The 19,030-nt window shown below is 69.2% G+C and carries 20 protein-coding genes and 5 pseudogenes; 17 read left to right on the top strand and 8 right to left on the bottom strand.

What is annotated here, in order from left to right:
- The first annotated feature begins 48 nt into the window (after window positions 1–48).
- The 3 genes from CES90_RS46760 (at window position 49) to CES90_RS51810 (ending at window position 2,653) form a co-directional block, all read left to right on the top strand.
- Window positions 49–336: a helix-turn-helix domain-containing protein gene (locus tag CES90_RS46760; RefSeq protein ID WP_232791395.1), complete on the top strand. Its 288-nt coding sequence runs from the start codon at window positions 49–51 to the stop codon at window positions 334–336.
- Between the two features lie 9 nt (window positions 337–345).
- Window positions 346–873: a hypothetical protein gene (locus CES90_RS51815; protein WP_308437935.1), complete on the top strand. Its 528-nt coding sequence runs from the start codon at window positions 346–348 to the stop codon at window positions 871–873.
- 496 nt (window positions 874–1,369) lie between these two features.
- On the top strand, window positions 1,370–2,653 hold the full coding sequence (locus tag CES90_RS51810) for a hypothetical protein (RefSeq protein ID WP_308437936.1): 1,284 nt from the start codon (window positions 1,370–1,372) through the stop codon (window positions 2,651–2,653).
- Window positions 2,654–2,709: 56 nt separating this feature from the next.
- Here the strand turns inward: CES90_RS51810 and CES90_RS46750 are convergent, their stop codons facing one another.
- Window positions 2,710–3,618, bottom strand: a complete 909-nt coding sequence (locus CES90_RS46750) for a LysR family transcriptional regulator (RefSeq protein ID WP_189788050.1) — start codon at window positions 3,616–3,618, stop codon at window positions 2,710–2,712.
- A 72-nt stretch (window positions 3,619–3,690) separates the two neighbouring features.
- Between CES90_RS46750 and CES90_RS46745 the strand changes: the two are divergent.
- Together CES90_RS46745 and CES90_RS46740 are read left to right on the top strand one after the other, a co-directional pair.
- Window positions 3,691–4,068: pseudogene (locus CES90_RS46745) on the top strand (RidA family protein); the annotation flags it as partial.
- Between the two features lie 24 nt (window positions 4,069–4,092).
- A pseudogene (locus CES90_RS46740) lies at window positions 4,093–4,449 on the top strand (antibiotic biosynthesis monooxygenase family protein); the annotation flags it as partial.
- 62 nt (window positions 4,450–4,511) lie between these two features.
- On the opposite strand, the pseudogene CES90_RS46735 reads toward CES90_RS46740, so the two are convergent.
- Window positions 4,512–5,037 (bottom strand): annotated as a pseudogene (locus tag CES90_RS46735) (GNAT family N-acetyltransferase).
- A 301-nt stretch (window positions 5,038–5,338) separates the two neighbouring features.
- Here CES90_RS46735 and CES90_RS46730 point away from each other — a divergent pair.
- The 7 genes from CES90_RS46730 to CES90_RS46700 all read left to right on the top strand — a co-directional run bounded on the left by CES90_RS46730 (window position 5,339) and on the right by CES90_RS46700 (window position 9,485).
- The gene (locus CES90_RS46730) at window positions 5,339–5,632 is read left to right on the top strand and encodes a Pycsar system effector family protein (RefSeq protein WP_229914448.1); all 294 of its coding nucleotides are present in this window, start codon (window positions 5,339–5,341) and stop codon (window positions 5,630–5,632) included.
- 11 nt (window positions 5,633–5,643) lie between these two features.
- Entirely contained in the window at window positions 5,644–5,985 is a 342-nt protein-coding gene (locus tag CES90_RS46725; protein WP_189788051.1) for a hypothetical protein, read from the top strand.
- Window positions 5,982–6,329, top strand: coding sequence for a hypothetical protein (locus tag CES90_RS51805; RefSeq protein WP_308437937.1), 348 nt, complete (start codon window positions 5,982–5,984; stop codon window positions 6,327–6,329). The genes CES90_RS46725 and CES90_RS51805 overlap by 4 nt, the downstream gene beginning before the upstream one ends.
- Window positions 6,287–7,069 carry a sulfite exporter TauE/SafE family protein gene (locus CES90_RS46715; protein ID WP_189788052.1) on the top strand — a complete coding sequence of 261 codons (783 nt, stop codon included), beginning with the start codon at window positions 6,287–6,289 and terminating at the stop codon, window positions 7,067–7,069. Before CES90_RS51805 ends, CES90_RS46715 begins: the two co-directional genes overlap by 43 nt.
- A 118-nt stretch (window positions 7,070–7,187) precedes the next feature.
- Window positions 7,188–7,637 (top strand): MarR family winged helix-turn-helix transcriptional regulator, encoded by a 450-nt coding sequence (locus tag CES90_RS51515; protein WP_189788053.1) that lies wholly within the window; start codon window positions 7,188–7,190, stop codon window positions 7,635–7,637.
- Complete coding sequence (locus tag CES90_RS46705; RefSeq protein WP_229914449.1) at window positions 7,624–8,151, top strand: aspartate carbamoyltransferase; 528 nt, start codon at window positions 7,624–7,626, stop codon at window positions 8,149–8,151. The genes CES90_RS51515 and CES90_RS46705 overlap by 14 nt, the downstream gene beginning before the upstream one ends.
- A gap of 38 nt (window positions 8,152–8,189) precedes the next feature.
- Window positions 8,190–9,485: an MDR family MFS transporter gene (locus CES90_RS46700; protein ID WP_229914450.1), complete on the top strand. Its 1,296-nt coding sequence runs from the start codon at window positions 8,190–8,192 to the stop codon at window positions 9,483–9,485.
- A gap of 72 nt (window positions 9,486–9,557) precedes the next feature.
- Here CES90_RS46700 and CES90_RS46695 read toward each other — a convergent pair whose 3' ends face one another.
- Window positions 9,558–9,932: a hypothetical protein gene (locus tag CES90_RS46695; RefSeq protein ID WP_189788054.1), complete on the bottom strand. Its 375-nt coding sequence runs from the start codon at window positions 9,930–9,932 to the stop codon at window positions 9,558–9,560.
- Window positions 9,933–10,338: 406 nt separating this feature from the next.
- Between CES90_RS46695 and CES90_RS50895 the strand changes: the two genes are divergently transcribed.
- Complete coding sequence (locus tag CES90_RS50895; protein ID WP_229914451.1) at window positions 10,339–10,815, top strand: hypothetical protein; 477 nt, start codon at window positions 10,339–10,341, stop codon at window positions 10,813–10,815.
- A gap of 85 nt (window positions 10,816–10,900) precedes the next feature.
- Entirely contained in the window at window positions 10,901–11,290 is a 390-nt protein-coding gene (locus tag CES90_RS46685) for a hypothetical protein (RefSeq protein WP_189788055.1), read from the top strand.
- A gap of 79 nt (window positions 11,291–11,369) precedes the next feature.
- Here the strand turns inward: CES90_RS46685 and CES90_RS46680 are convergent, their stop codons facing one another.
- Window positions 11,370–12,248, bottom strand: a complete 879-nt coding sequence (locus CES90_RS46680; protein ID WP_229914452.1) for a hypothetical protein — start codon at window positions 12,246–12,248, stop codon at window positions 11,370–11,372.
- Between the two features lie 513 nt (window positions 12,249–12,761).
- On the opposite strand from CES90_RS46680, the pseudogene CES90_RS46675 reads away from it, so the two are divergent.
- Window positions 12,762–13,523, top strand: a pseudogene (locus CES90_RS46675) (IS4 family transposase); the annotation flags it as partial.
- 20 nt (window positions 13,524–13,543) lie between these two features.
- Here the strand turns inward: CES90_RS46675 and CES90_RS46670 are convergent.
- The 3 genes and pseudogenes from CES90_RS46670 to CES90_RS46660 form a co-directional block, all read right to left on the bottom strand.
- Window positions 13,544–13,885: pseudogene (locus tag CES90_RS46670) on the bottom strand (FAD-dependent oxidoreductase); the annotation flags it as partial.
- 20 nt (window positions 13,886–13,905) lie between these two features.
- Entirely contained in the window at window positions 13,906–14,103 is a 198-nt protein-coding gene (locus CES90_RS46665) for a ferredoxin (RefSeq protein WP_189788178.1), read from the bottom strand.
- A gap of 54 nt (window positions 14,104–14,157) precedes the next feature.
- On the bottom strand, window positions 14,158–15,363 hold the full coding sequence (locus tag CES90_RS46660) for a cytochrome P450 (RefSeq protein WP_189788179.1): 1,206 nt from the start codon (window positions 15,361–15,363) through the stop codon (window positions 14,158–14,160).
- A 168-nt stretch (window positions 15,364–15,531) separates the two neighbouring features.
- Between CES90_RS46660 and CES90_RS46655 the strand changes: the two genes are divergently transcribed.
- The gene (locus tag CES90_RS46655) at window positions 15,532–16,185 is read left to right on the top strand and encodes a TetR/AcrR family transcriptional regulator (RefSeq protein WP_189788180.1); all 654 of its coding nucleotides are present in this window, start codon (window positions 15,532–15,534) and stop codon (window positions 16,183–16,185) included.
- A gap of 329 nt (window positions 16,186–16,514) precedes the next feature.
- Here the strand turns inward: CES90_RS46655 and CES90_RS46650 are convergent, their stop codons facing one another.
- Window positions 16,515–17,381: a LysR family transcriptional regulator gene (locus CES90_RS46650; protein ID WP_189788181.1), complete on the bottom strand. Its 867-nt coding sequence runs from the start codon at window positions 17,379–17,381 to the stop codon at window positions 16,515–16,517.
- Window positions 17,382–17,582: 201 nt separating this feature from the next.
- Here CES90_RS46650 and CES90_RS46645 point away from each other — a divergent pair, with 201 nt between their 5' ends.
- Window positions 17,583–19,028, top strand: coding sequence for an amidohydrolase family protein (locus tag CES90_RS46645; RefSeq protein WP_189788182.1), 1,446 nt, complete (start codon window positions 17,583–17,585; stop codon window positions 19,026–19,028).
- The last annotated feature ends 2 nt before the right edge of the window (window positions 19,029–19,030 follow it).

The following is a 19,030-nucleotide window of genomic DNA, read 5'->3' as shown; positions in this document are numbered from 1 at the left end:
GACGGAACCGACCAGGTCATCCAACGGGACCTATGGCGGCCGACCGAAGTGCTGGCCGCGTTCCAGCAGGTGGGATTCAACCCGTCGCTGAGCAAGGTCGCCGCGTTGTGGGGCGGCAAGCCGGTCACGGTTCGCCTTGACGACCTGGACCTGATGTGCGCGGCGCTCGACTGCACGGTCGCCGACCTGCTCCAGGCCGAGCCAGTCACCGACGCGCAGGCCGCCCAGGACTCCGGCCAACTGGCGGTCGGCGCCGAGGGGCGGGAGCCGGGGCCGGCGAGGCCCATCCCCCGTACCCGCCACGGCGGCGGGCCGAGTTCACTGCCGCCGAGCTGAGGAACGGGCATGGCGAAGAAGTCGGGACGTGCCCGCAGCTGCGAGATGTGCCTGAACTGGTCGGTGCTGTACGGGCGGCGGATCTGCCACGGCTGCGAACACTGGAAGTACGACTACCCCGCACGCGGGATGTGCCCGCGATGCCGACACGAGGCCCACCTCAACACCGAGGGACTGTGCAAGCCTTGCCTTCAGGCCATCCGGGCCGAGGACGACGCGGAATGGGCGCTGGCCGTCCCCGGGGCACGGCCGCGTGCCCTTCAGCTCACGATCGGAACCTACCGCCACTACGCGACGCAGGCCCGCAAGATCGTGCACGGTCGGAGTGGCGGGCGTGGGGTGAACGCCAGGTGGAGACGCATGCTGAATCAGCAGCGCGAAGAGCCGGCCGGTGCGGCGGTACTGAAGCCGCAGATGTGGGGCCAGCTTCCCCTGTTCACCCTGCCGCTCACCCTCACCGACGCCACGGTCCGCGCTCTCGCCACCCGGACGGTCTCCGGCTGGGACCAGGCCCAACCCCCGTGCTGGAGGCGTTGACGGCCGAGCGAGGCTTGACCAAGGCCTGGTACTACCTGGCCGCCAAGGTGGTCCGCCTCGCTCTGGCCGTGCGCGAGGCGGACGGTGTCGAGACGGCCCCGGAGACGTTGTTGCGGGATCTGCCGACGAACGGGGACACGGTCTGCTTGGTCCTGCTACGCGCTGGCCTGCTGGCCGCGTCTCACCCCCGACACCTCTCCCGGGTCGGCCCACCTCAGGCCCCCGATGCCGCCCCAGTCCCGAACTCATGGTCCGCACCGCGCCAGTGCAGCTACTGCCAAGCCTGGATGCCCGGCAGGCGACATGCGGGATTCCTCTGCGAGCCCTGCCGGTATTGGCGGGAGCGACAACAGCCTGGGGACTGTACGCGCTGCCGCCGGGAAGGGCTGCGCTGCGTGCCGGCCACTGCCGCACCTGCCATCCCTACCGTGATGCCGACCGGACACGGCCTCCCGTCAGGTCGGCCACGCAGCTGGTGATCGACCTGCCCGCTGGCGTGGGCGCACCGAACCTGCCGCTGCAAGCCGACGACGAACCCCTACCGCTGGCCGCGGACATGACGCCTGCGACGACGGTCTGCCCGGGGCAGGAGAGTCTGTTCACCATGCGCCGCAACTGGTCGCCGGTGCTGGCCCGACTGCGGAGTCGGCCGCCGGGCGAACTGCCGCTGACCGGCACGGCCACCGCACTGGTGGAGGACTTCGCCGAGCTTCGCCGCGACCAGCAGGCGTCAGGCTTGCGCAAGAACATCCGCACCCTCACCATCCTGGGCTACTGGCTGGGCGTCGAGAACGCCTTCCACGAGCGCGACGTCCACGACTTGGCCCAACTGGACACGCACCTCGCGGCTAAGCCCGTCTGCCAGTTCCTGCGGGCCCGCGGCCTGCTCGTCGAGGACCCCGAACTCCACCGGGACCGCAACCTGGCCTGGATCGAAACCGCGCTCCATGCGCTACCGCAACCCGTCGCGGATGAAATCCGCACATGGGTGGACGTGCTGCGCGGCCAAGGCCCCCGTGAGAATGAACCGCGCAGTTGGGAGGGCATCCGCCGATACCTGACCACTCTCCAACCGACCCTCACCGCTTGGACAGCGGCCAGCATGACGACCCTTCGGGAGGTCACCTCGGACCACCTTCACAACACGTTGAAGGACCTGGCAGGGACCGCCCGACGCCAGCTCGCCACCGCGCTGCGCAGCCTGTTCCGGGCTCTCAAGCGAAAGCGGATGATCTTCCGCGACCTTGCCCGCCACCTCGCCGTGGGCGATCTGACTAGCATCCCACGGCCGGTTCCCTCCGACCTGCTGGCTGGCCTGCTCGACCACGCCGCGACCCCGTTCGCGCGGCTCACCATCGCCCTGGCCGCCGTCCACGCCGTCCCCGCCGCCGACCTGGACCTCGCCCGCGGAACCCTCGAACTGCACCGCGGCCTGCTGCGACACACCCTCTACCTGGAGGAGCTCACCCACCGGCTCGCCGCCGACTGGCTGGCCTACCGTCATCAGCGCTGGCCCGCCTCCGTCAACCCGCACTTGCTGGTCAGCCAGAAGACCGCACTCGACCCGGACCACCCGGCCGTGCACAGGGTCACCCTCGGCCAAGTCGTCCCACCCAACGGACCGACCCTCGACAGGCTGCGCCAGGACCGCATCCTCGACGAAGCTACTGCCACCGGCGACCCGCTCAAACTCATGAGGCTCTTCGGCATCACCGAACAGACCGCCATGCGCTACGTCGGCACCGCCTATCCCGAGCGAACCGCGAAACTGCCCAGGTAGCCGGACTCCTCTCACTCAATCGCAAGAACCGATGAAGCCGGTGGGACTCCGGGCCTCTAGGTCCTGTCCGGCGGACCTTGGCTGATGGTCGCCAGCAGGTGTGTAACCAGGGGATTACGGTCGTTCTCGCGCCAGGCGACGGCCACTCGTGTACGGGCGGTGTTGGGTTCGATCCTGCGGAAGGCGACGCCTTTGAGGCGGATGCGTCGGATGCTCGCCGGGGCCAGGGAGACGCCCAGGCCAGTCTCAACGAGGGCGCACACGGTTTGCCACTCCACGGCGTGCTGGACGACCTGCGGTGTGAACCCTGCTGCGGTGCACAGGCCGATGATCTGGTCGTGCAGTGTGGGGCCGACCGTGCGGGGCAGCAGCACGAAGGGCGAGTCCGTCAACTGTGCAACCTGTACGGTCCGTTGGCTGGCCAGAGGATGGGTAGTCGGCAGCACGGCCACGAAAGGCTCGCTGAGTACCGTCCTGAAGCCGAGCTCTGTCTCGTCGGTGGGGGGTTCGCGCAGTAGACCGATGTCGATGGTCTTGTCATGCAGGGCGGCGATCTGCGGAGCGGTGGTCATCTCGTGGATGTCCAGGTGCACGCCAGGGAACTGGTGACGGAAGGTGCGCAGCAGGCCGGGCAGGACCGTCAGGGCGAGGGAGGCGGCGAAGCCGATCCGTAGGCGGCCGGCCCGGCCACTGCCGACGGCCCGGGCTGCGGCCAGGCCGTCCGCGAGGTCAGTGAGTGCCCGCCGGGCGGCGGGCAACAGTTCGCTGCCGGCTGGGGTGAGGGTGACACGCCCTGGGGAACGGGTGAACAGCGCGTGGCCGACCTTGTCCTCCAGGCGGCGGATCTGCTGGCTCAGCGGCGGCTGGGCGATGCCCAGGCGGGCGGCCGCGTGGCCGAAGTGGAGTTCCTCTGCGAGCACGACGAAGGCGTGCAGCTGCGGTAGGGGCAGTTCGGGGCGCTCCATACGCCTATGGATATCAGGTCATGCACGCGGTCGTATTAGACGTATCAGCGCCGGTCATTTAGCGTCCGGCGCATGACAGAGCGACACGCGATCCTCAGCGGCTCGGCCTTTGAGGAGCAGATCGGCTATGCCCGTGCTGTGGTCGACGGCGACTGGGTGCACGTGTCCGGGACGACCGGGTTCGACTACGCCACCATGACGATCTCCGACGACGTGGTGGAGCAGGCCGAGCAGTGCCTGCGCAACATCGAGGCCGCGCTGGCCGAGGCGAAGTGCACCTTTGCCGACGTGGTGCGCGTGCGCTACCTGCTGCCCGACCGTGCGGACTTCGAACGCTGCTGGCCGGTCCTGCGCCGCTGCTTCGGCGACGTCCGGCCGGCCGCCACGATGCTCATGTGCGGTCTCGCCGACCCGCGGATGAAAATCGAAATAGAGGTGTACGCGCGGCGGCGTGTCCCGCCTCACGGCGACGCCATGAGCGATCACTCGGAAGCGCCTTTTGCGCCCGTCGAGGCGTATGAACCCCCGTACTACGTGGCTGTCTTCACTACTGTGCGAACCCAGGACCAGAGCGGCTACAGCGAGACCAACGCACGTATGGAAGACCTGGTGAAGGACGTCCCCGGGTACCTGGGGATGGACCACGCGCAGACTCCTGGCGGGCTGGGCATCACCGTCAGCTACTTCCGCGACGCCGACGCCCTCACCCAGTGGCGGACCAACACCGAGCACCGCGCGGCGCAACAGCGCGGACGAGCCGAGTGGTACCAGAGCTACACACTGCATGTGGCGAAAGTGGAACGCAGCAACGGGTTCACGCGAGCGCAGGACCCGCAGAGCCCGACAGCAGGCCGACCAACCGAGACCACCTCAGCGACCGTCCCGCCACAGCCTCACATCGAACGGGTCGGCGTTTCCCTCCCGAGCCTGAGGGAATCCCCGGGCTGTGCAAACCACACGCCGAACCACTGTTCGGCGCCCCACTTTTCGCTGGGTGCAGAGCACCACCGGCTCGCCGGGGAGCGCGTCGGCGAACCAGTCGAGTGCCGTTGCGCACGCCTCGGCGGCGTACCCGCATCCCCACGCTTCCGGCAGGAACATGTAGCCGAGCTCGGCCTCCCCGGCCTCCGGACGAACGTGTCCCGGACGCTCCGCGTCGCGCCGATCGAGAAGCGTGATTGTGCCGATCATCGCTCCGTCGAGAGCGACCACGAAAAGGCCAGGGCGCCGCCCGGGTATCTCGGGCACTGCGCGTTCGAGCTCATCACGCGGTCGAGGGCCACCGAGGTAGGTGCGCACCTCTGGCGAGGCGAACAGCTCGATGAACGCCGCACGGTCACGGGCCTCGGACTCGCGGAGTACGAGCCGTTCGGTCCTGATCGGAGCAGGTGGCCAGGCGACGGGTCCGAGCTCGGTCATGGCGGGCAACCTCTCGCACGCCCGTGGGGGTGATCCGAAAGGGGAAGTCCCAGCCCGGAGTCCGCCTCTCGCCGAGTCCTGATCGGTGTCGGGGCAGTCGATCTGCACCCCAGCGTCGAGGAACCCATCTACCTGACTCCCAAAAGCGGGACTTTCGTCCGAGTTCCGAGGGTCCGGCCCGCAGGAATCCGGGAACCCGCGCGTTTCCGGACGCACGGACGGCAAGGCGTCCTTACTGCTCGCCTTCAACGGCGCCGTCCTCGCCGGCCTCGCATCCGTCGCCGACAAGGACCTGCCGCCTGTGACGAAGGTCTGCGGCGCGCTCGCAGTCCTCGCCCTGGGCGCAGCCGCCGTGCTGCTGCTCCTGGTCGTCAGGCCCCGCCTGCGCGGCGACGACAAGGCGTCCTTCCCGCACTGGGCGCGCCTGGACGAAGACGAGATCCGCGGCTGCATGGACGGCGATACCCGCGCCGCCCGCATCCGGGTCCTGTCCAACCTCGCCGTACCGAAGTTCACCCATCTGCGGCGCGCGGTCGACCTGTCCCTCGCCGCGCTGGCCCTGCTCGCCCTGGCCGCCACCGGCGTCGCGCTGTGACGGCGGTCGCGGTGACCCGCACCCGCCTGGAACGCATCCGCGCCTCGGTCGGCATCGCTCAACTCGCGCTCCAGCAGATCGAGGACGACCTCAACGCCGGCGACGTTGACCAGGCGGAGCTCGCCGCGATCCTGCGCGAGCTCATCGAGGACACCGACCCGCTTGGAGGCTTCATCGCCTCGCTCGCGCAGCTGGTCACCGTCGCCGCGCGCTGGGCTGAGCAGATCGAGCCCGACCGCGATGGCGACGCCTCCTGCCCGCTGCACGAGGCCGCCGCCCTGATCACCGACCACGCCGGGATGCGCCTGATCTGGGCAGCCCGCGCCCTCGACCCCCAAGGAGAAGCCGAATGACCGCCTCCCTCTACCCGGGCCGGCCCGAGAACGCGCTCCTGGTGCTGATCGGCGCATCCGGTGCCGGGAAGTCCACGCTCGCCAGCACCTGGCCGGAGCACCAGGTCGTCAGCCTCGACCGGCTGAGGGGCGTCATGGCCGACGACTTCTCTGTCAAGTCCAGCGTGTTGAGTTCGATTGCGAGTGCGGCTGCCGCCCCGGGAGCTCTGGCTGCTCGTGTGAACATCTCGTTGCTGATGCGTTCCGCCGGCGCCCGGCGGGCTGATACTGACCGGGCGGCGACCAAGGGGCGGGGAGCAGGGTGGACTGGACGGTGTGGGCAGGCCTGGCCGCGGGCCTGCTGATCGCGATGGTGACCGCGCCGGTCGGCGTGTCCGGAGCGGTGTTCCTCCTTCCGGTCCACTTGAGCGTCTTCGGCGTGCCCAATCCGGCGATCACGCCGACGAATCTGCTGTTCAATGTGGTGGCTGGGCCAGGCGCCCTGTGGCGGTACCGCCGCGATGGCGCTCTGCGCGGCGGCCTGGCCCGGCGCCTGGTCGCCGGCACGCTTCCCGGCGTCGTCCTCGGCGCCGCGATACGCGTCTTCGCTCTTCCCGGTCCGGGTGTCTTCCGACTGCTGATCGCCGCCCTGCTCCTGCCACTTGGGGTGTGGCTGTGCGTCCGTACCCTCGCCCCGGCCCCCGTCCGGGCGGGTGCGGCGGCGGAGCCGTCCCCGGCTGCGCTCACCACCCTTGCCGTGGCGGTGGGGGTCGTCGGCGGGATCTACGGCATCGGCGGCGGATCCCTCCTCGGGCCGATCCTCGCCGCCCGGGGGCTGCCCATGGCGCGGGTGGCACCGGCCGCGCTCGCCGCGACGTTCGCCACCTCGATCGTCGGCGCGGGTGCCTATGCGCTGCTGTCCCTGATCGGCGGTGACGTCGCACCCAGCTGGTGGCTCGGGCTGGCCTGCGGGCTGGGCGGACTGGTCGGCGGCTACCTCGGTGCCCGCCTCCAGCCTCGCCTGCCCGAGACCACGCTACGCCTCCTCCTCGGCGGCCTGGCCGCCGTCCTCGGCACCTTCTACGCCGCACAGACCCTGGCTTGAGGCCCACGCTCCGCCACAGCTCAGGTGCCCCGGCTCCTCACGTCCGCGTCAGCGACTCAGCCCGAGCACACCTCCAGACTGGTTGTGCCATCGAACCTTCTGGTTGTACGGTCGAACCATGTCCAGGGATCACAGGGCTGATGACCCGGCCGTCCTCCAAGAGGCTCTGGGGAGCTTCGTTCGGGCCTTCGGGCTGCATCAGCCGGAAACAACCCCTTGTGGCCAACCGATCTCGGTCTCCGAGGCACATGCCTTGGGTGAGCTGGCGCAGGAGCACGAGATGCGGCAGGTCGAACTCACCCGTCGGCTGCGGCTGCAAAAGAGCACGGTGAGCCGGCTGGTGGGTCAGATGTCCGCCCGTGGCTGGGTGGAACGCGCTCCGGCGCCCCACGACGGACGCGGCGTTGTCCTGCGGCTCACCGCTTTGGGGCAGCGGGCGGCGCAGAACCTGGCTGAAGCACGGCGGGAGCGGTTCTCCCGGCTGCTCGGTTCGATCCCGGCCCATGAAAGAGCGGGCGTACTGCACGCCCTCGATGTGATGGTGGGGGCATTGGATGAAGAGCAGTAGGCGCCGGGCCCTGGTGGCGGGCGCGGGTGTGGTGCTCGCCGGCGCGGTGACGGCTGTCGCCCTGGTGGCGGGCGGCTCGCAGCAGGAGTCGGGCGAAGACCGGAGCGAGCGGCAGGCGTTAGTGGCCGAGCGGGGCAAGAGTGTGATGCCCTTCGACCTCGAGCAGACCACCCACCGCTTCACCCCCACGGCGACGGGAGGTGTCCAGGATGTCGTGGCCGACCAGAGCGGCGATACCGAGCAGATCGGTCTGATACGTGCTCATCTGCGCAAGGAGGCGGAAGCGTTCGGCCGGGGTGACTTCGCCGACCCCGCCCGGATCCACGGCGCCGACATGCCCGGCCTCGCCCAACTGCGGGACGGGCATGACCGTACTGAGGTGCGCTACGAGGAGCGTGCCGACGGGGCCACCCTGACCTACACCACCAAGGATTCTGCACTGGTTGACGCCTTGCACGACTGGTTCGAGGCCCAGCTCGGTGACCACGGCGCGCACGCCGAGTCTGGTCATTGATGCGGAAGAGGGGACGGGGACAAGGGCACGACACCGCGATGACCGACACCACCACCGCGTCCCCGCCCGTGCTCGCCCGGGTACTGATCGTCGGCTCCGGCATCATGAGCCTGGCCAACTCGGTCACCGTGCCCTTCCTGGCCGTGTTCCTCCACAAGGAACTCGGGCTCCAGCCGGGCATGATCGGCTTCATCATCGGCTCGTCGGTGTTCTTCTCGATCTTCGCCGGGTTCGTCGGAGGTTCGCTCTCCGACCTCGTCGGCCGGACCCGGCTGCTGCTGATCTCCCTCCTGGGAGTGATCGGCTCGTTCGTGGGCCTCTACTTCAGCCACGGCGTCCTTGCGGTGTTCGTTTTCAACGCGACGATGGCGCTCGCCAGCAGTTCCTTCGGGCCCGTGGGCAAGGCGCTGCTGAGCGACCTGCTCCCGCCGGGCCGGCGGGTGAAGTGGTTCTCCTACCAGTACGTGACCACCAACATGGGGTTCGCCGTCGGTCCGGTCGTCGGCGCGGCGGTGGGTCTGGCTGGTGACCGGTCGGCGTTCCTCGTCGGCGCGCTCGGCTACGGCGTCTACCTGCTCGGCCTGGCCGGGGTGCTGCTGTTGACCTCCTCGTCCGCGTCGGACCGCGAGCCCAGCCGGACGACCACCGGCGGCGGGCAGACCCAGCTCTTCGGCAGCGTGCTCAAAGGGCTCGCGGAGAGCGCACGGGTCGTGGCGAGCGACTCGCGTCTGCTGTTCCTCATCCTTGCCGGACTGCTGCTGGAGGCCGTGCATGGCCGGGTCTCCTCGCTGCTCGCGCAGCATCTCTCCGACGGCTTCGCCGACGGCACCGCGATCCTGGGATACGTACTGACCGCCAACGCGGTGACCGTGGTGGTCCTGCAGTTGTCCGTTTCCCGGTTCATGGACAAGCGCAATCCCGTGACGTCCATCGTCGTCGGTGGTCTGCTGACCGTCGGTGGCATGGCCGGCTTCGCGTTCGCGCAGGAGCTCTGGCACTTCGTCGCCGCAATGGTGGTGTTCTCGCTCGGCGAGATCCTCATCTATCCGGCGGAGTTCGCCATCATCGACCGGATCGCGCCGGAGGACCGCCGAGGCTCGTACTTCGGTGCACAGACCTTCGCCCAACTCGGCGTCTTCATCGGCCCCTACACGGGCGGCCTACTGCTCGCGGCCTACGGCGGCACCACCATGTTCCTCGGTGTCGGCTCCTTCGCCCTGGCCAGTGTGGCCATCTACCTGCTCGTCGGCCGACGAATCCCCGGACTGGCCGCCCCCGTACCGGAGCGCACCACGGAGCGGTCGAAGGAAGAGCATGCTGATGACGTGGCGTGAACGGCGTGCGCTTGCGAGGAGCAAGCCCCACACGGCGGCCGCCGCCCCGGGTGCGCCGACATCAGCTGACCGCTACCTGCCGAGCGGGGCCTGCGTCGGCAGTACGCGCACGACCGCATGGCGGTCGGCGAGCTGATGGCGCAGGTGACTGTTCTCCATCGTGGCCTGGTGCAGGGCGCCCACCAGCGCCTCGACGTCGGCCGTGAGCCGGGCGATTTCCTGCGCGTCCGCAGCCCGGAGTTCCTTGAGCCGCCGGACCTGCTGGCGCAGACGCCGCTCGCTGTCCAGCATCCCGCCCCGGGCACGGACCTTGTCGTAGAACTCCGCCTTCAGGTCGGTGTGCCGCTGGGTGAGAGCGTTGCGCGGTACACCGGCTTCGAGCGCGAGAGCGACGATCGTCAACGCGCCGTTGGAGCGCTCGGGTGTGCCGCCCAGGATGCGGTCCATGGCGGCACGGATGCGGCCGCGCTCTCATCACGCTCGCATCGTCCGCCCGTTCGCCGAATGGGGCGTCCTTCGCTCCGCCCGGCGCCGGGCGGACAAGGGTCGCTACACCCTTGCTTCTGCCTCTAGCGACCGGCGAAGCATCCGGGCCGCAATCAAGTTCATGACCTGACTCGACGCCAACTCGATCACGCACGCCGACCTCAGCCAGGAAGACCTCGACCTCTGGCTGACCACCAACCCCACCTGGCGCCGAGACCTCAAGCCGTTCATCCGCTGGGCCGGCGCCCGCCGCCTGACCAGCAAGGTCACCATCCCGACGAAGAAATACGGCCTGCCCTCCCGATTCCTCGACACCGACGAACTCAACCAACAACTTCGCCGCTGTCTCAACGACGACACCCTCCCCTTGGAAGCCCGCATCATCGGCGCCCTGACCTGCCTCTATGCCCTTCCCACTACCCGGATCGTCGAGCTCACGACCGACCGCTTCCACCGAGACGGCGACGACGCCTACCTGACGATCAGCAAGCACCCCGTCCTCCTCCCACCCCGGCTCGCGGTCCTCATCGAAGGACAGATCACGAGCCCCGCCTGCCGCACCTCTGTGCTCCAGCAGTCGCACACCGGGACACCGGGCTTCCTCTTCCCGGGCCGGCCCCCAAGCCGCCCCCGCAGCCCTCAGACCGTCAACCACTACATGAAGCTGCACGGCCTGCCGGGCGTCAGCACCCGCAACACGGCCATGATGGAAGCGATCACCGACCTCCCGCCGATCGTGGTCAGTGACCTCTTCGGCATCCACCTCAACACCGCCTACGCCTGGGCTCAGTACGCCCAAAACAGCTGGGCTGATTACCTCGAAGCTGTTCAATCCACCGACTAGCCCCCGCGACTTCGAGGACCGATCTTGGGGACCCTCCTTCTCGTCTCCGCAGGCACCCCTTGGACAGCACCACCAGGAGGAACCAGTGTCATACCCGCAACTGCTCACCCCCGAGGAGAAGCTCGCCGACGCGAAGAAGCTGTTGAGCCTCCCGCATATCGTCGTGATCTGCGGCTCCACCCGCTTCATGACCGAGATGAACGAGGCCGATCTGCGGGAGACCAAAGCTGGAAAGATTGTCGTCAAACCGGGCATTGACATGAAGTCGCCGCACGAACTTTGGTCCGATCCTGTCGAGGCCGAGGCGCTGAAGGTTCGACTCGACGGTCTGCACCGGGCGAAGATCCGGCTCGCTGATGAGGTGCTCGTAGTCGGCGACTACATCGGAGACAGCACCCGAGCCGAAATCGCCTACGCCCGGTCGCTGGGCAAGCCCGTGCGGTTCACGCACCCCGAAGTCGACCCTGACGCCTGACCGCCCGAACCAGCAGCCCGTGTCGGCGTACACGCGAACGTGCTCAGCGTTTGGGTACGCCTGATCGTGGGCTGCGCCGTTACAGAGCCCAGATGTGGAGGGCGTGGTCGAGGTTGGACACGGTGTACCAGGTGCCGTCTCCGAGAGCCTTGGGCAGGCCGGGCACCTCGAAGGGATAGGTGATCTGGTCGATCAGCTGCATGCGGACCGCGTCGACGAGCCAGTGCCGGCCTGTGCCGAACTCCTCGTCGCTCTCGACGGTTCCGACGACGAGGGTGTTTTCGTCGACGAAGCCGCCCTCGTAGTCGAAGAACGCCTGCGCCTCGTCATCTGTGGTCTCCTCCTCGAACGCGGGATGCGGGGGAAGCACGTCCGCGTTCAGTTCGGCCACCACGGAGCCGTCGGCGACCAGATGAACGGCGAGAAGGTCCTGATCATGGGTCACTGTGAGCAGACGATCTCCGCTCGGGCTCACCCCCAGCAGGACACGGTCCTCGTCGCCGAAGCTGTGGACAATGAGGGCGTGACCGTCCCAATTCCCCCAGCGCAGGGGTGATCCGTCCTGGCCTTCTCCGATGGTCAGACCCATCTGGCCGGGGTCCGGATGCGGAACGTGGACGGAGCCCGCGGCGGCCGTCCGAGTCTGGGTGCGGGCCAGCACCGTGCCGTCAGTGGCGTCGATGACCAGCCACTCTTCCCCGCGGTCGTGGTCCGGGGTGTCGTGCTCCAGAGGACCGTGGACATGGGCCCACACGGTCTTCCCGTCCGAGGAGAAGCCGGCCGAGCCACGGTTGGCATAGCGGTGGTCTCTGTCGTCCGCGTACTCGGCGAAGTCTGTGTGTCCCGCGCAGCCTGCCCAGCAGCGGTGCCGCAGTTCCCACCGTGGGCTTCCCGACTGGTCAACGGCTCGCAGTACATGCGGTCCGGCGAAGACAACCAGGTCAGCGGCAGGCGACACTGCGCTCGCGCCGAACCGGCGAGGCCAGGGCGCCGGAAAGGAGACGGTCGAGGCAGGGGCTGGCGGCCGGACTTCCTGGACGATCAGCTTCGTGTCCCCTCGCTGTACGAGGAGCCGCGATGTGGGCCGGGTCTCCAGATGAGGCGCTGCGTCGGCCCCGGAGAACGGGAGAGGGGCCGCGAGCGTAGTCACAAGGCGAGCAAGGCGGGGCACAGGCGCTCCGAGAGGACTGGGGGACTCTTTCCGGGACCTTATGGCAGGCCGCTGACCCCCTGCGCATTCAACCCTCTCCGCAGCACTGACCAGGATGCACGGGACCGGAGGGATGCGGAAAGTGGGCACGTTTCTCCGCCCGCCTGGGCACAGAAGGGCGTACTCCGACAGTCCGCCGCCTGACCGTTTCGCGGTGGCTTCGGCCACCGCCCACCCCACACCCTCCGCAGGCATCCCTTGGAATTGATCATCTAGTACCAATACCGGTGACTTTGGGGCTTTCGGGTCGTTGGGTGTGGTGTGCCAAGGCCCGGACAGGTGAAGCCGTCGTCGGATGAGCGGTTGCCGGATCGGACGGCGATCGGCCGGGCCCGTCTGCGACTGGGCCCGGAGCCGCTGAAGGCCCTGTTTGCCCGGGTGTGCCGGCCGGTGGCGACCGAGGACACCAGTGGGGCCTGGTATCGGGGATGGCGGCTGGTCGCGGTGGACGGCACCACTTTCGACGTGCCGGACACCGAGGCCAATGCCGCCTTCTTCGGCCGTCCGGGAGTCAGCCGCGGGCAGGAGAAGAGCGCGTATCCGCAGGTGAGGGTGGCCGCGCTGGCCGAGTGCGGCACGCACGCCGTCTTCGCGGCCCAGGCCGGGCCGCTGGCTGTCCATGAAACCGAGCTGGCCCAGCGCCTGTTCAGCTCACTGACACCGGGGATGCTGCTGCTGGCCGACCGGGGCTTTCGCGGCTTTGACCTGTGGCGGGCCGCCGCCGCGACCGGCGCGGACCTGCTGTGGCGGGTCAAGAACGACGCCGTACTTCCTGTCCGGGCCCTGCTGGAGGACGGCTCCTACCTCTCGGAGATCGTTGCGGCCCGGGACAAGAACCGTCGCGCCGACCCGGCGCGGGTCCGGGTGATCGAGTACACGCTCGGCCGCGACGGCAGCGGCACGGTGTACCGGCTGATCACCACCATCCTGGATCCGCGGGCCGCGTCGGCCGCGTCGCTGGCCGCGCTGTATGCCCAGCGATGGGAGATCGAGGGCACTCTCGATGAGATCAAGACCCACCTTGGAGGTCCTCGTCTCGTCCTGGTGCCGGGCAGCAGGCGGGGACGGACCCCGGTGGCCACGATGAGTCCGTCGTACGGCACCTCCGTACCGTCGGCGAGCAGCACGGTGCGCGCGGAGACATTCACGCCGACGGCCTCGCAGCCGTAACGGGCGTCCAGGTCAAGGGCGTCAAGATCCGCCGGAGCGCGCAGGGGGAGCCGGTCGGGGCTCCAGGCGCCGGAGAGGATCTCCTTCGACAGGGGCGGACGGTCGTAGGGGGCGGCGGGTTCGTCGCCGATGAGGGTGATGGCGCCGGTGTGGCCCTCCCGGCGGAGGGTTTCGGCGGCGGCGAGGCCGGCGGCGGAGGCGCCGACGACGACCACGCGGCCGGCCGGGGGCACGCTCACGACTCCTCCAGGCGGATGGCGGCCGCGGGGCAGACGGTGGCGGATTCGCGGACGGCGTCGTGGAGTTCGGCCGGCGGGTTCTCGTTGAGGAGGACGACCATGCCGTCCTCGTCGCGCTGGTCGAAGACGTCGGGGGCGAGCAGTACGCACTGGCCCGAGGCGACGCACTTGGGGACGTCGACTTCTACATGCATGACGATTCTTCCTGCTCTCGCTGGTGGGGGGTGGGGGGTGGCCGGCGGTTCCGGTCACCAGGTGACGGGCAGCTCGCCAACGCCGTAGACGACGGTGTCCTGCTTGAAAGCGATCTCATCCATCGGTACGGCGATCTTCAACTCGGGCAGTCGGCGAAAGATCTCGGGCAGCACGATCTGGAGTTCGGCACGGGCCAGCGGCTGGCCGAGGCACTGGTGAATGCCGTAGCCGAAGGCGAGGTGCTGGCGGGCGTTGGCGCGGTCCAGATCGAGGTCGTCGGGAGCGGTGAAGAACTCCGGGTCGCGGTTGGCGACGTGGACGGGAACGATCACGCCCTCTCCCGCGCGGATGGTGACGCCGCCGATGGTGACGTCCTCGACGGCGGTTCGGCGCAGCCCGCCGTGCACGATCGAGAGGTAGCGCAGAAGCTCCTCGACCGCGACCGCGACCTGCTCTTCCCCGCCGAGGATGTGCGGTATCCGGTCGGGGTGGTTGAGGAGGGTGATGGTGCTCAGCGTGATCATGTTCGCGGTCGTCTCGTGCCCGGCGAACAACAGGAAGGCGCTCAGGTCGGCGGCGTCCTGATCGGTGATGACACCTTCGTCCGCCTGCGCGGCCAGCCGGGTGATCACGTCGTTCCCGGGCTTGGTGCGCTTGGTCCCCACGAGTCCCAGCAGATACTCGGCGAGGCGCGCGAACGCCTGCGTGGTCTCCTGCCCCGTGGCGTTGAAGTCGACGAGGGCCTTCGAGTGCTCCTGGAAGAACGCGTGGTCCTCGTACGGCACACCCAGCAGCTCGCAGATGACCAGGGACGGCAGCGGCAGCGCGAAGTGCTCCACGAAGTCGGCGGGACCGCTCAGCTTGGTCAGGTCGGTGAGGAGCTCGTCGGTCAGGCGGGCGATGGCCGGGCGCAGCTCGTTGACGCGCTTGACCATGAACTCCCGGGTCAGGGTGCGCCGCATCGCCGCGTGGACGGGGTCGTCGTGGGTGGCGAAGAAGCCGCGCGGGGTCTGCGGGGTGTCTTTCCTGAGGTTGGGTGCGCCGGGACGGGTCGGATCGGTGCTGAACGCCGGATTGCCCAGCACGGTGCGGGCGTCCTCCCAGCGGGTCACCAACCAGGGGCTGAGCTGCCCCTCCCACAGGGAGACGCGGGAAATGGGCTGTTTCGCACGGAGTTCGGTGTACAGCGGCGGGGGGTCCAGGGGGGCGCCCTGCGGGCGGGTGAGCGTGAACGCGGGGACGGCCGGAGACGAGGTCATGGCTGTGCCTTTCCATCATCGGTTAACACCGTTAGTCGAACGATTGCTAGACTAACAGCGTTAATCGAGGAATCGGAAGCCCTGACGTCGGGCCTGACGGAGCGCCGACCGCCCGAGGCAGGGCGCACGGAGGGTCGGTAGGCTGCTGCGGGCGGTGAGGAGGAGGCCATGAAGTCGCAGGTCAAGCGGGTCCCCAACGTGCGGGGAGAAGGCGAGCGGCTGCGCCAGGAGATCCTCGACGCGGCGACCCGCATCCTGGAGGAGACGGGGCGCGAGGACGCGCTCTCCCTGCGCGGGGTCGCCCGCGAGGTCGGCATTTCCGCGCCCAGCGTCTACCGGCACTTCAAGGACAAGGCCGACCTGGTATCCACCGTGCTCGACGCCACCTACCGAGCACTGGCCGACGTGATGAGCGAGGCCGGCAAGTCGGCCGCCGGGGCGGGCGCGGACCCATGGGGGCGGGTGCGGGCCGCCGTCACGGCCTACCGCAGGTTTGCCATCGACAAGCCCCGCCGCTACCGACTGATGTTCAGCCTGGAGTACGAGCCCGAGCGTCGCCCCTCCACCGACCACCCTGTCGACACCGTGCTCCAGGCATGGACCGACACGACTGACGCCTACCTCGCCGAAGCGGCCCCCGGCCGTCGGGCGGAGGCACAGGACTTGGGTATCCACCTGTGGACCGCTCTGCACGGCCAGCTCGTCCTGTGGCGCACCCTGCCGAGCCCCGTCGCCGGCAACGAAGCCATCCTGATCGAGCTGGAGGAGTCCTTGCTGCGACGCCTCCTCCCGCCACCGGAGTCTCCGAGCCCCACTGAGTGACAGGCCAGGGGGTTTGCCGGTACCCGTGGACAGCCCCGCAGAGTCGGCCGTAAACGCCCCGACGAGCTTGGCGGCGCGCCCGTAGGCGCCCCCGGTCCGACTCGCTGGATCTGCCGTGATCATCACACCGGCGGGTGGAATGATCTTTGTTTGGGTATCGACTGGGCGGCAGCCACGCTCTCGCCCCGCAATGGAGCGCGGCCCCGGCGCGAGATTCAGCAGTGGGGGAGCCGCGCCGACGACGCCGAACGTCCAGGCTGGTGGCGGGGGTGATCATCGCGGACGTCAGGACGTTGTATCCCCTGCGTCCCGCGGATCTTCTGGTCGGCTTACCGGACTCTGCCGAGAAGGCGCGTGGCGTGGCGGACGGCGGTGATGGCGTGGCGGTCGTCGGTGGCGCGGGTGGCGATGGCGATCTCAACGGGCGGTCCGTCGAGCGGGACGAACCGGACGTTTGGGTGGGGGTAGAAGCGTCCGGCGGCCTCGGCATGGAGGGCTATGCGGCCGGTTGTCGCCACGGCTCCTGGTATGGCGGCGGGGTGGCGCAGGGCACCGCGACTGTGGGACCCGCCGGAGGCGGGGCCGGACCATGCTTCGAGCGCGGGATGGGCGAGCGCGGTGGGCAGCCATGGGCTGTCACCGAGGTCGGCCTCGGTCAGACGGTCGGCGTCGGCGAGAGGGGAGCGGGCGGGGACGACCACGACCCGGGGCATGGTCAGGGCGTGCTCGAAGACGAGCCCGTCGACGGGGCCGACGTACTGGACGATGCCCACGTCGACGCGGTGGCTGCGGACCGCTTCGTACTGGTCGGCCAGGTCCAGTTCGGCGTAGGAGAAGGTGACGTCCGGATCGTGGCCGTGCACCGCCGCGGTCAGGTCCGGCCAGCGTTCGGCGAGTCCGAATCCCAGGACGCCCAGCGTGAGGAGCTTTTCGTCGTCGGTGCGGCGGCCGTGGTGTCGGGTGAGGGAGTCCACGGTGTCGAGCAGGGCTCGGGCCTCGGCGATCAGCCGCTCGCCCTCAGGGGTGAGAGTCACCCGGCGGCTGGTGCGTTCGAAGAGCTTGGTGCCCAGTTCCCGTTCCAGCCGCTGAATGTGGCGTCCGAAGGGCTGGGGACTGATGTAGTGCCGCTGCGCGGCCCTGCCGAAGTGCAGTTCCTCCGCCAGTGTCACCGCGTAGCGGAGCGCCCGGATGTCCATGCCTGTGCCTCCGTGCCTCCCGCTCCGTACCGCCCGCGCTGCCGGTGCTTCCGTTTACGTCAGAGGAGACCGGGCCGTCAATCCCTCGGTCACGGCCGGTTCACAACCATTTCGGCTGATGATCTCTGGCGTGCTCCTCTGGTGAGGTGAGTCCACGGGAGGCAATGCCTCTGTGGCTCGGATGACGAAGGAGTCATCATCATGGCTCGGCATCGTGTTGTGCTGCGCGGCGGCACCGTCCTCACCATGGATCCGCGTCTGGGGAACCTGTCCCGCGGCGACGTGCTGATCGAGGACGGTGTGATCGCCGCGGTGGGACCGGACCTTTCCGTCGAGGAGGCGGAGACGGTGGACGTCACGGGGCACATCGTGGCGCCCGGCATGATCGACACCCACCGGCACACCTGGCAGACGCAGCTGCGCGCCCTGTGCGCCGACTGGACCCTGGCGGACTACCTGTTCGGCATCCGGCTCGGCGTCTCACCGGCCTACCTCGCCGAGGACGTCCACCTGGGCAATCACCTCGGCGCCCTGGACGCCTTGAACTCCGGCGTCACCACGATCCTGGACTTCTCGCACTGCAACAACACGCCTGAGCATGCCGACGCCGCGATCACCGGGCTGCGGGACGCGGGAATCCGTGCCGTGTTCGGCTACGGCTTCTTCGAGTCCAACCCGCTCCAGCCGCCGCACTTCACCGATCACGCCTTGCGCCTGGCGGACTTCCGGCGCGTCGCCGCCACCCACTTCCCGAGCCGGGACGCGCTGCTGACCCTCGGGGTGGCGCTCACCGAGTACGGCACGCGGCCGTTCGACACCACCCGCGCCGAGATTGCCGCCGCCCGCGAACACGACGCGCTGATCGTCACGCACACCGGCTGCGTGTGGTCACTGCCGAGCGGCGTGCGGGAGTTCGCCGCGGCGGGCCTGCTCGGACCGGACCAGGTCCACGTGCACTGCAACACCCTCACCGACGAGGAGTGGCATCTGCTGGCCGACCACGGCGCCAAGCTGTCGATCTCGGTGGAGACCGAACTCAACATGGGCATGGGCCGCCCCGCCTTCGCAGCCGCCCGTCGGCACGGCATCAAACCGACTCTGTCCTGCGACGTCGTCTCTCTCAACACCGGAGACCTGTTCACCCAGACCCGCATGGGCCTGGCCTTCCAACGCTGGGCCGACACCGAGGACCTCAACCTCGCCGGCGCTGACCCCACCGCGGTGACCGTCACCGCGCAGGAGGCACTGGCCTGGACCACCGTCAACGCGGCCGAGGCGATCGGACTCGATCACCGCATCGGCAGCCTCACCCCCGGCAAGCAGGCCGACATCATCGTGACCGGCGGCCCCGGCATGTCCCAGCACCCGCAGCTCGACCCGGCCGGCACCCTCGTCTTCCAGACCACCCCCGCCGACGTCCGCCACGTCCTGGTCGCCGGCCGTTTCGCCAAGCGCGACGGCCTCCTCACCGGCACCGACTTTCCGGCCCTGCTCGCACGGGCGGACGCCTCAGCCGAAACAGTCCTCGGCCGGCTCGCCGACGCCGGGCGCCCCCTGCCCGGCACCCCGCCGGAAGCATGGGGCTTCATTGCCGGCATGTCGTCGGAACTCCAGGCGGCTCCGGAACACCAGCAGCCCGGAAAGTAGTC

Source organism: Streptomyces capitiformicae (genome assembly GCF_002214185.1).
Lineage (GTDB): Bacteria > Actinomycetota > Actinomycetes > Streptomycetales > Streptomycetaceae > Streptomyces > Streptomyces capitiformicae.
Note: the sequence above shows the minus strand (reverse complement) of the source record. Positions and strands in the feature narration are given on the sequence as shown.